This window comes from Halomonas elongata (genome assembly GCF_029081005.1).
GTDB lineage: Bacteria > Pseudomonadota > Gammaproteobacteria > Pseudomonadales > Halomonadaceae > Halomonas > Halomonas elongata_B.
This window is the reverse complement of the sequence record NZ_JAJQTQ010000037.1, coordinates 22,522-33,863: the sequence shown is the minus strand read 5'-3', so window position 1 is coordinate 33,863 and position 11,342 is coordinate 22,522. Positions and strand designations below refer to the sequence as shown.

Annotated in this window: 8 protein-coding genes and 2 tRNA genes; 1 reads left to right on the top strand and 9 read right to left on the bottom strand. The window is 63.8% G+C overall.

The features are described from left to right. Positions 1-81: 81 nt before the first annotated feature. The 9 genes from LU493_RS18180 to LU493_RS18140 all read right to left on the bottom strand — a co-directional run bounded on the left by LU493_RS18180 (position 82) and on the right by LU493_RS18140 (position 10,893). Positions 82-2,436 (bottom strand): Tex family protein, encoded by a 2,355-nt coding sequence (locus LU493_RS18180; RefSeq protein WP_275289218.1) that lies wholly within the window; start codon positions 2,434-2,436, stop codon positions 82-84. Between the two features lie 234 nt (positions 2,437-2,670). Continuing rightward, a complete protein-coding gene (gene nadA / locus LU493_RS18175) occupies positions 2,671-3,699 on the bottom strand; it encodes a quinolinate synthase NadA (RefSeq protein WP_275289217.1) in 1,029 nt (342 codons plus the stop codon). 336 nt (positions 3,700-4,035) lie between these two features. Beyond that, positions 4,036-4,111: transfer RNA gene (locus tag LU493_RS18170), tRNA-Lys, on the bottom strand. A gap of 32 nt (positions 4,112-4,143) precedes the next feature. Continuing rightward, a tRNA-Lys gene (locus tag LU493_RS18165) sits at positions 4,144-4,219 on the bottom strand. A 69-nt stretch (positions 4,220-4,288) separates the two neighbouring features. Next, positions 4,289-5,143, bottom strand: a complete 855-nt coding sequence (gene rluB / locus LU493_RS18160; RefSeq protein WP_275289216.1) for a 23S rRNA pseudouridine(2605) synthase RluB — start codon at positions 5,141-5,143, stop codon at positions 4,289-4,291. Next, positions 5,143-6,060, bottom strand: coding sequence for an SMC-Scp complex subunit ScpB (gene scpB, locus LU493_RS18155; protein WP_275289215.1), 918 nt, complete (start codon positions 6,058-6,060; stop codon positions 5,143-5,145). Before scpB ends, rluB begins: the two co-directional genes overlap by 1 nt. Then, positions 6,057-6,995, bottom strand: a complete 939-nt coding sequence (locus LU493_RS18150; RefSeq protein ID WP_275289214.1) for a segregation and condensation protein A — start codon at positions 6,993-6,995, stop codon at positions 6,057-6,059. Before LU493_RS18150 ends, scpB begins: the two co-directional genes overlap by 4 nt. 287 nt (positions 6,996-7,282) lie before the next feature. Beyond that, positions 7,283-8,833: an alpha/beta fold hydrolase gene (locus LU493_RS18145; protein ID WP_275289213.1), complete on the bottom strand. Its 1,551-nt coding sequence runs from the start codon at positions 8,831-8,833 to the stop codon at positions 7,283-7,285. A gap of 257 nt (positions 8,834-9,090) precedes the next feature. After that, complete coding sequence (locus LU493_RS18140) at positions 9,091-10,893, bottom strand: DEAD/DEAH box helicase (RefSeq protein WP_275289212.1); 1,803 nt, start codon at positions 10,891-10,893, stop codon at positions 9,091-9,093. Positions 10,894-11,052: 159 nt separating this feature from the next. Here LU493_RS18140 and LU493_RS18135 point away from each other — a divergent pair, with 159 nt between their 5' ends. Next, positions 11,053-11,271, top strand: coding sequence for a hypothetical protein (locus tag LU493_RS18135; RefSeq protein WP_275289211.1), 219 nt, complete (start codon positions 11,053-11,055; stop codon positions 11,269-11,271). Positions 11,272-11,342: the final 71 nt, after the last annotated feature.

Genomic DNA, 11,342 nt, shown 5'->3' with positions numbered 1-11,342 from the left:
AGCTCGTAGCTCGTAGCTCGTAGCTCGTAGCTCGTAGCTCGTAGCTCGTAGCTCGTAGCTCGTAGCTCGTAGCTCGGCATACTAGCTATCGTGCTTGGCCTTGAGCAATGCCGCCCCCAGGCTACCGAGCTGCTCTTCGCCCTGAGCACCTTGCCCTTTCGACTTGCCCCCTCCCTTGCGAGGAGGCTTGCCACGCCCTCGGGACTCGCCCCCCTTGCGCGGCCTGTCGTCCTCGGCCTCGCCCGGCTGGTCGTCGAGACGCATGGTCAGGCCGATACGCGAGCGTTCAAGGTCCACGCTCATGACCTTGACCTTGACGATATCACCGGCCTTGACGACCGAGCGGGGATCCTCGACGAACTTGGTGGACAATGCCGAGATATGCACCAGGCCATCCTGGTGGACGCCGATATCGACGAAGGCGCCGAAGTGAGTGACGTTGGTCACGCTGCCTTCCAGCACCATGCCGGGCTCCAGATCCTTGAGGGTTTCCACCCCCTCGCGGAACTCGGCGGCACGGAATTCGGGACGCGGATCTCGGCCGGGCTTGTCCAGCTCCTTGAAGATATCGCTGACGGTGGGCACGCCGAAGCGCTCGTCGGCGAAGTCGGAAGCCTTGAGCGACTTGAGGGTCGAACTGTCGCCGATCAAGCCGGCCAGTTCGCGGCCACTGCGACTGGCGATACGCTCGACCAGTGGATAGGCCTCGGGGTGAACCGCACTGGCGTCCAGTGGGTTGTCGCTATCCATGATCCGCAGGAAGCCGGCGCACTGCTCGAAGGTCTTGGGGCCGAGGCGGCTGACGTCCAGCAACTGGCGACGCGAGCGGAAGGCGCCTTCGGCGTCGCGGCGGGACACGATGTTCTCGGCCAGCCCGGCGTTGAGACCGGCTACCCGCGACAGCAGGGCCGAGGAAGCGGTATTGAGGTCCACCCCCACGGCGTTGACGCAGTCCTCGATCACGGTCTCCAGGCTGCGCGAGAGCTGCACCTGGGAGACATCATGCTGGTACTGGCCGACACCGATGGACTTGGGCTCGATCTTGACCAGTTCGGCCAGCGGATCCTGCAGGCGGCGCGCGATCGACACGGCGCCGCGAACGGTCACATCGAGATCCGGCAGTTCGCGGGAAGCGTATTCCGACGCCGAATAGACCGAGGCGCCGGCCTCGCTGACCATCACCTTGGAGAGCCGACGCGTCCCGGCCATGGCCTTGACCAGTTCGCCCGCCAGCTTGTCGGTCTCGCGGCTGGCAGTACCATTGCCCACGGCGATCAGGGCCACATCGTGAGCGTCCACCAGCCGGGCCAGTTCGGCCAGAGACTCGTTCCACTGATGGCGTGGCGCATGAGGGAAGATGGTCGACTGGCCCAGGAACTGACCGGTGGCACTGACCACGGCCACCTTGCAGCCGGTGCGCAGGCCCGGGTCGATGGCCAGCGTCGCCTTGGCACCGGCCGGCGCCGCCAGCAGCAGATCCTTGAGGTTGGCGGCAAAGACACCGATGGCCTCGGCTTCGGCGCGTTCGCGCAGGCGTCCCATCAATTCGGTCTCGAGGTGGGTATAGAGCTTGACCCGCCAAGTCCAGCGCACCACTTCGGCGAGCCAGCGGTCGGCGGCACGCCCTTGATCACGAATCTCGAAGTGCCTGGCGATGGCCACCTGAGCCGGATGCACGGCGGCCTCTTCCTCGCCCGGCAGGCGGATGACCAGCGACAGCACGCCCTCGTTGCGACCACGGAACATGGCCAGGGCTCGGTGCGAGGGCACCTTGGCGATGGCCTCGTCATGTTCGAAGTAATCGGAGAACTTGGCGCCTTCGCGCTCCTTGCCGTCGATCAGCCGAGCACTGAGCATGCCTTCGCTCCACAGCCGCTCGCGCAGTTGGCCCACCAGTTCGGGATCCTCGGCGAAACGCTCCATGAGGATCTGCTTGGCACCGTCCAGTGCCGACTTGGCATCCTCGATGGCCGGGATATCGCCGTCCGCTGCACGCAGATAGCCGGCGGCCTGCTCTTCGGGGGACAGGGTCGGGTCGGCGAGCAGCGACTCCGCCAGGGGCTCCAGGCCGGCCTCACGGGCGATCTGTGCCTTGGTGCGACGCTTCTTGCGATACGGCAGGTAGAGGTCTTCCAGACGCTGCTTGGTATCGGCAGCGCGGATGCTCGCGGCCAGTGCCTCGGTCAGCTTGCCTTGCTCGTCGATGCTGGCCAGCACCGTCTCGCGGCGCTCTTCCAGTTCGCGCAGATAGCCCAGGCGTTCTTCGAGCTGTCGTAGTTGGGTGTCGTCCAGCCCCCCGGTCGCTTCCTTACGATAGCGAGCGACGAAGGGAACGGTGGCACCGCCATCGAGCAGCTCCACGGTGGCCGCCACCTGGGGCGCGCGAACGCCGAGTTCCTCGGCGAGACGATCAATGATCTTGGCTTGTGCGTCCATGTAGTCCTTGGCAATCCAGGTCCAGATGATCGCGACAAGGTATCACAAGCCCGGCGCTGACGGCAGACATGCGGTCTAGCCTGCCCCCCAGCCCCTGCATTCTCGAGCCGTTGTTCACGGCTCGTGGCTCGAAACCCAAAGCATACGAGCAGCGAGATGCGAGATGCGAAACCCGAAAACCCAGCTCGTAGCTCGTAGCTCGTAGCTCGTAGCTCGTAGCTCGTAGCTCGTAGCTCAAGCATTGAAGTTGAGCATGCGTTCCAACGGCTTGAGCGCGCGCTGTCGCAACGCCTCGTCGACGAAGATTTCGCCGCTTGCATGGCGCAGGGCGCCGGCCAGGTTGTCCAGAGCGTTCATGGCCATCCACGGGCAGTGGGCGCAGCTCTTGCAGGTAGCGCCATCGCCGGCAGTGGGTGCCTCGAAGAGGGTCTTTTCCGGTACCGCCTGCTGCATCTTGAAGAAGATGCCCCGATCGGTGGCCACGATCAGTTCCTGCTGGGACAACTCCTTGGCGGCCTTGATCAACTGGGAGGTGGAACCGGCGACGTCGGCCAGCTCGACCACCGAGGCCGGCGATTCCGGGTGCACGAGGACCGCTGCGTCGGGATACAGCCCCTTGAGGTCCTCGACACCCTTGGCCTTGAACTCCTCATGGACGATGCAGGCACCGTCCCAGAGCAGCATGTCGGCACCGGTCTTGCGCTGGATGTAACCGCCCAGGTGCTTGTCCGGCGCCCACAGGATCTTCTCGCCACGCGCCTGCAGGTGTTCGATCACGTCCACGGCGATGGACGACGTCACGACCCAATCGGCACGCGCCTTCACCGCCGCCGAGGTATTGGCGTAGACCACCACGGTGCGATCCGGATGCGCATCGCAGAAGGCCGCGAACTCATCGGCCGGGCAGCCGATATCCAGCGAACAGGTTGCCTCGAGGGTCGGCATCAGCACGCGCTTCTCCGGCGAGAGGATCTTGGCCGTCTCGCCCATGAAGCGCACACCGGCCACCACCAGGGTGTCGGCCTCGTGGCGGGCGCCAAAGCGTGCCATCTCCAGGGAATCGGCGACACAGCCGCCCGTCTCCTCAGCCAATTGCTGGATGGCATCGTCGGTGTAGTAGTGGGCCACCAGAACGGCATTGTTGGCCTCGAGCAGTCGCTTGATCTCCTCGACGCGCGCTTCGTCCTCGGCGGGAATGCGGGTAGGGCAATAGCTACGTGCCAGCTGTTCGCGCAGCTCGGCACGGGAAGTCATGATCGTCATCGTGTCTACCACTTTGACCGGCAGGGGCTCCCCCTGCATTACACCAGGTGCCGGGACTCGTGCGCTCCGCACGGCTCGACACACCAGAGGGTCAACCATTGCGTCTATCGCTGTGGTCGACCCGCGCCGCTTGCGACCGACTCGCTCTCCGCGATCACCGGTGCAAGAAAAATGACGTCCTTCGATAATGACGCCGACACGCCCGGGTTGCAAGCTCGACTGGCCGGCAACAGGCTCAGCGCAGATCGCGATATCGCCCGGGGCCGAGCCGTCGCGATTCCACGAGCCGACCAACGAAAACGCCCCCGACTCGAAGCGAGACGGGGGCGCGATATCTGGTGGGTCGTGTAGGATTCGAACCTACGACCAATTGGTTAAAAGCCAACTGCTCTACCAACTGAGCTAACGACCCTGCATGGCCACGATGGCCAATACGGGTTCGGATGGTGGGTCGTGTAGGATTCGAACCTACGACCAATTGGTTAAAAGCCAACTGCTCTACCAACTGAGCTAACGACCCTTGCCGAACGGGTGCACATAATACGGATGAGGCCGGTCGCTGGCAAGTGCTTTTTTTATCGCCGGCTTCTCAGCGCCCCCGACCCCTGGGCTTGCGCATGCCCTGTACCGGTCGCCGCTTGTTCTTGTCGCGGCTCCAGCGGTTCTTCTCGTCGGGCGTCAGCTCCGGCACCTTGCGCGACGGGAGTCCCGCCTGACTCGCCAGATCGTCGATCTCGTCCTGACCGAGCTCGACCCATTCCCCCGCCTTGGCCCGCTTATCGAGGAAAATGTTGCCATAGCGCACGCGCTTGAGGCGGCTGACGGTAAGGTTCTGGGACTCCCAGAGTCGGCGCACCTCGCGGTTGCGACCTTCCATGATGACCACATGGAACCAGGTATTGATGCCCTCGCCGCCGAACTCCTGCACATCGGTGAAACGCGCCGGACCATCATCGAGCATCACGCCTTCGACCATCGCCTTGATCTGGCTCATCGTCACCTCGCCCATCACGCGCACGGCGTATTCGCGCTCGATCTGGGTGGCGGGATGCATCAACCGGTTGGCCAGCTCGCCGTCGGTGGTGAAGAGCAGCAGCCCGCTGGTATTGATGTCCAGCCGGCCGATGGCAATCCAGCGCTCGCCCTTGAGGCGCGGCAGGCGGTCGAAGACCGTGCGACGCCCTTCCGGGTCCTTGCGCGTGCACAGTTCGCCCTCCGGCTTGCTGTACATGATCACCCGACGAGGCACCTCATCGGCCCCGCGCAGGGTCACGGGCCGGTCATCGAAGGCGACCTTGTCGCGCAGCTCGATCCGATCGCCCAGGGTCGCTACCTGCCCGTTGACCTTGACCCGCCCATCGGCGATGGCGGTTTCCATTTCACGGCGCGATCCCAGGCCCGCCCGGGCCAGGACCTTCTGCAGTTTTTCGCTGGTGTTACTCATCAGTCGTCTATCTCACTTGTCGTGGATTCCGTCCCCGGGGCAGCGTCATCGTCGACGCGGCCACGGGCACGTTCGGACAGCCGAGCCTCGATATCGGCGAAGCTCGGACTCGTCCGCTCGGACGCCGTCCCGGCGTGTGTCTCGTCCTCGTCGGCCGTCCCGGCCAACGGTTCACCGGCCTGGGCCGGCGCGGCTTCATGTTCGGGGCCGGCCGTCTCCCTAACCTCTTCCTCGGAACCGTGCTCGCTCTGGCCCTCGAGCTCACTTTCTCTTTCGGGGTCATGGCCCTCTTCGGGCGCGTCAAGCGATTCATCCGCCTGCGCCAGCACATCCTGCTGAGGCGGCGGCGGTGCCTCGTCCTGATGCGACGCCTCCTCGCCGAAATTCTTGAGTTCATGCATCGGCGGCAATTCGTCGAGGGTCTTGAGGCCGAAGTCGTCGAGAAAGGACCGCGTGGTGGCATAGACCGCCGGACGACCGGGAACATCACGGTGCCCCACGACCCTCACCCACCCCCGATCGACCAGGGTGCGCATGATGGAGCCGCTCACCGAGACACCGCGTACCTCCTCGATGTCGGCGCGAGTCACCGGCTGTCGGTAGGCGATCATCGCCAGGGTCTCCAGCAGCGCCCGCGAATAGCGCTGAGGGCGCTCATCCCACAGCCGCGACACCCATGACGACAGCCTCGGCCGAATGCGCAGCTGGTAACCCGTGGCAGTCTCGAGCAGCTCCATGGCACCGCGCTCATGGCGACCCTCGACGCGCGCCAGCGACTCGCGCAGAGCGCGGCGCGGCGGTCGCTCGTGATCATCGAACAGCGCCTCGAGACGCTCCAGCGACAGGGGCTCTCCGGCCGCCAGCAAGGCGGCCTCGAGAATATCGTCCAGGGCCTCGGGATACTCCATGGCGGTCATGCCGGTTCGCTCCCATCCTCGTCCTGCATCGCGAAGGGGCTCTCGCCCAGGTCGCCTTCCTCCTCGAAGTCTTCTTCGCCCTCCTCCGCCTCGATCTCGGCACGTGCGCGCACATGAATCGGCGACAGCGGCGCATTCTGCACGATCTCGATCAAGGTTTCCTTGGCCAGTTCGAGAATCGCCATGAAGGTGACAACCACACCGGCACGTCCTTCCTCGAGATTGAACAACGACTCGAAGGGCGTGTGGTGTTCATGACTCAACCGTTCCATGATCGCCAGCATGCGCTCACGGGTGGAGAGCACCTCACGACTGATCTGGTGAGACTGATTGAGTTCCGCCCGGCGCAATATCCCGGCCAGGGCACCCAGCAATTCGTCGAGCTCCACATCGGGATGGATCACCCGGGACTCGAGCGGCGGCAGCGCCGCTCGCGCCGGAAACCAGTCCCGCCCGAGGCGTGGCAGATCGGCCAGCGACTCGGCGGCGTTCTTGAGCCGTTCGTACTCCTGCAAGCGACGAATCAGCTCGGCGCGAGGGTCCTCCTCGTCCTCCTCATCGCCCTCCCTGGGAGGACGCGGCAGCAGGGTTCGCGACTTGATCTCGGCCAACATCGCCGCCATCAGCAGATACTCGCCGGCCAGTTCGATTTCCATGGCCTTCATCAACTCCACGTACTCGATGTACTGATGGGTGATGGTCGCCACGTTGATGGCCAGGATATCCAGATTCTGGCGACGGATCAGATAGAGCAGCAGGTCCAGCGGTCCCTCGAAGGTCTCGAGAAAGACACGCAACGCCTCCGGCGGGATGTAGAGATCCTCCGGCAGCTGGGTGATCGGCTCGTCGAACAGTCGACCGAGCACCGTCGCACTGTTCTCGACATCATGCTCGACATTCGCCTCACCCTCGGCAGTCGTTGGCGTATCGCTCACGCGTGGCCTGGCCTCCTGCGACGTTGCTGGCGAAAACGCGCCCGTTGGTTGATCGTGAAGTCTACCAAGAGCCACCCCACCAAGGTAAGCCGCGTTTGCCTTCACTGAAACGCCAAGGCCGCATGTCGAACCGGCATGACGTCAGGAAAACGTGGCGGCCCACCCTCCCAGCCAAGGTCCGACCAGTCGTCACGAGAAAGCCACAGGAGTGATCATGCAGAACAAACAGGGCCCGCTGCTGCGGGCCCTGTCGGCCAGGAGCCGGCCTTGCATCGGGTTGCTTTCCACTAATGGGGTGGCTCAATCACCCAGGACTCCAGCGCCACTTCCCTCCTGCAGCTATCATCGACGGTCGCCATGGGGTCATCAAGAAAGGCCTGTATCATGGTCGAGCGACACTCATTGACGGGATTATGCCCCAATCCCTGAAATTCGACGGACTGCACATTGGGCATGGTCCGGCGCAAGTGTTCGCTCCAGCGGGTGCCACAGCAGGGATCCATCTGGCCGTGGATGGCCAGGGCCGGCGTGTCGGATACCGGCGGATCATTATGTTCATCGGGCACGTTCCCATCTTTCCCCCACCAACCACATACCCTGGGAGGCTCGAAACCGAGGATCGCCGGCTCGCGCTGCACGGCGGCGATCGAGTCGGCTCGAGTGGGGCGATTGCGGCCCATATCGCCACAGACGTGGGCCAGGAAGTAGCCCAGTGCATAGTTGGGGGCTTCCGTCTCGGGGGCATAATCGTCAATCAAGAAGAAGTCCTCGAGGCGCGAGTAGTCCCCCGCTTCGATGTCGGCCACCAGGCTAGGCAATTCCGCATAGACGGCGGGCAGCATCAGGTAGAGAGTGTCGAGAAAGGCGGCCCCATCGAAGTAAAGGGTCTCGCTGTTGCCCGCGGAGTCCTCGACATCGACGATGTAGGGCCTGGCATCCAGGTTGCGGCGTGCCCGGTCGATCGCCAGCAGCCAGTCCGGCAACATCTCACGGCATGCATCGTCCTCGGCGGCACACAGCGCCAGGATATCGGTGAACGTCTGCTTGGCCGTGTAGAATTCATCGACAGGCGGACGGTTGCGCAGATGGCTGAACCATGGCCAGCCGAGAATCGCGCTGCGTACGCTGTCCGGATAATACTGGATGAAAGAGGTCACGGTGCCACTTCCCGTCGATGAACCGAAGGCATCGATGAGGTCGTAGTCCAGCAGTTGACGTATCTCGTCGACATCGCGCGATACGCTGTACTGATTGTATTGAGCGACGTCGATGCCTTCCTCGGTGAGTTTCCGATAGCAGTCTTCCACCGCGCCGGTGATCGACGCCAGGCGCTCCATGGGTTTCAGCGAGGAAGTGATCGCGGGCGTGTGGATGATGTTGTGGTACGGGGAGACATTCGCGTACCCCGGGCACTCAAGCGCAGGCTCGGCGTTGATGAAGCCCCGATGATCCATCGTCACCAGAGTGCGATTGCCGATGTCCTTGCGCAATTGTTCCATGTAGTCCCGGCTACCCAACGATGAGTACCCCGGCCCACCGGGAAAGAAGAACACCGGCACGTCCTTGGCCTCGCCGGAGTCCGGCTCGATCACGGCCACCGGAAGCTGGATACGGTTGTCGCCAGGCTCATCCCAGTTCTCGTAACCATGAAAGGTGTAACAGTCGGCGCCCAGGTCCGTGAGCGCTTCGGTCGCGCATTGCGTGGACTCCAGACGAGGAAGCGTCTCTGATGACGGGGATTTCGCATGCGCGTCTGAGCCTACGAGGAGAAAAACGAGAAAAGTGGCAATCAGATACTTGCCACGGTACTGAGGGTGCCGCCTGGGCAGAATAGGCATGGCAGCCTCCATCGGCGTTTCTTGTGGGTGTCGGAGATGTCAACTCAAGCTAGTTACCCGGCATGGAGGCGTCAAACCTGACGTATTACGCCCTGACCGAGTCGGTGAGCTCCCGAGCCACGTCAGATGACGACCACGATTCCCCCCGTCGTGCACGGCCCCGAACGCAACCGTTATTCAAGCCAGAGCCCCATTGGCCGGAATTATCACCCCAGGCGTATATAGCGAGACATGCTCCCCTTGTGGCGCTCTGCCCATCACGGCGCCTCGGCGGCATCGGCGGTTCGGTATCGCCCGGCATAATCGAACAGCTTCTCGCGCACCTGCCAGTGGCGCCCGACCTTGCGACCGACGACGAAGTCAGGCGCTCGCAGGCGACGCCGTTCGCCGAGCACCTCTTCCGGACTGGCCGGACGCCAGTCGCTGCCCGGCGCACGCAGGTGGTCACGCAGGAACACCGCCTGGAAGGCCCCGCGTTGGGCCGGCGTTTCCAGCGCAAACCACTCGCTCAGGGTCGCACCGTCCTCGTCATGATAGGTGACCTTGAGACGCGGCAGGCCGCGACCATTGTGCGTCGCTTCAAGCTGCATGCCGGTCACCCGCAGCACCTGGGCATCGCGCAGCCGCAGGGCCTCGCGCAGCTTGTCGTCGGCATCCACCAGCATCGCCTGGCACCCATGACATCGCCGCGCGGCAATGTCGTTCTCGGCGCCACAACGCTCGCACGCCTTGAAGCGGTAGCGGAAATCGCATTGATGCTGCCCGCCCGTCTCGTCCTCGACCAGGCCCTGGCAACGACGCCCGAAATGCTCGATGACCAGCTCGCCGTCGCGGCGACCCCAGAACAGATTGGCATGCCCGCAGACAGGACATTCGACCTGGACAGGCTCCGTGTCCGAGGCCGGTCGTGGGCTGCCCACTTCGGGGGCATAGAGATCCCAGGGGTTACCGGCATAGTCGAGGATCAGGCAGTCGCGCTTGCCCTCGGCCAGCCGCAGGCCACGCCCGACGATCTGCTGGTAGAGCCCCACCGATTCGGTAGGCCGCAGGATGGCGATCAGATCGACATGGGGCGCATCGAAGCCGGTGGTCAACACCGACACATTGACCAGATACTTGAGACGCTGGGCCTTGAATGCCTCGATGCTCGTCTGGCGCTCATCGGATGGCGTGGCACCGGTGATCAATGCCGCCTGCCCTTCCGGCAGATGGCCGAGCACTTCCTCGGCATGCGCCACGGTGGCGGCGAACAGCATCACGCCCCGACGGTCGGCGGCATACGCCACCACCTCGGCGACGATGGAAGGCGTGGCCCGATGCCCCGCCACCACCTGATCGAGTTCGGCGTCCTGAAAGCGACCGCCGATGCCGGGTGCCAGTCGCGAGAAGTCATAGCGGGCCACCGCCGCATCGATGCGACGCGGTTCGGCGAGATAGCCCTGCTTGACCATCAGGCGCAGCGGCTGTTCGAAGACGCAATCGCGGAAGAAGCAGTCATCGTCGCCACGCACCATGCCATGATGGTGGCGATGATAGACGAAGCCCTGCCCCAGCCGGTACGGCGTGGCAGTCAGGCCGAGAATCTTGAGACGCGGGTTGTGGCGACGCAGTGCCTCGATCACCCGCCGATAACTCGAGTCCTCGTCCAGCGAGACCCGGTGACATTCATCGATCACCAGCAGCGAAAAGGCGCCACCGTCACCGTCCCGTTCCTCGAGTCGCCCGCCAAAGGCATCGAGGTTGCGCACCACCGACTGCACCGAGCCGAACACCACCTGTCGACTTGCCCGCTTGCTGCCGAGGCCGGCGCTGAAGATATCCGCCTCGAGGCCGTAGGCCTCATACTTGGCGTGATTCTGCTCCACCAGCTCGCGTACGTGAGCCAACACCAGCACCCGGCCACGTGCCAGGCGCGCCAGCTCGGCGATCACCAGCGACTTGCCACTGCCGGTGGGCAACACCACCACGGCAGGATCATGATGGGCACGAAAATGCGCCACCACGCGGGCTACCGCATCATGTTGATAAGGGCGCAATCTTGGTGCGAAAGAGGAGCTCATGAAAGGACTCGTGCGGTGAAACGTCGACATCTTGCCATCTGCCACCACCGCTACCGACAGCGAGACGGCCGCGCATGGCTTGACCTATGGACACACAGGCATGATACCTAGGTAGTATGAGAACGAACTATCTCGTATTGCCCTGAGGGAGAACCTTGCATGACCAGTGAAAAGACCAGCCCCAATTGTCCGGAATGCGGCAGCCACTGGAAGCGCCTGCCGCCGGGCCGAGAGGGGCAGTATCACGTTTATTGCGAAGAGTGCGGTTATGATTTCGGGCGTTATGACCGCCTTCAGGCGCAGTTCCGCCATCTGCTCGACGACGTGGAATCGCATCTGAAGCACAAGGACGACGCCCCGGACAATAGCGCCTCCTGACCCCACGCCAAGCCGAGGCAGCATGAGCCGATGACATGCAGACGCCGACGCCTGGCTGGGCGTCGGCGTCT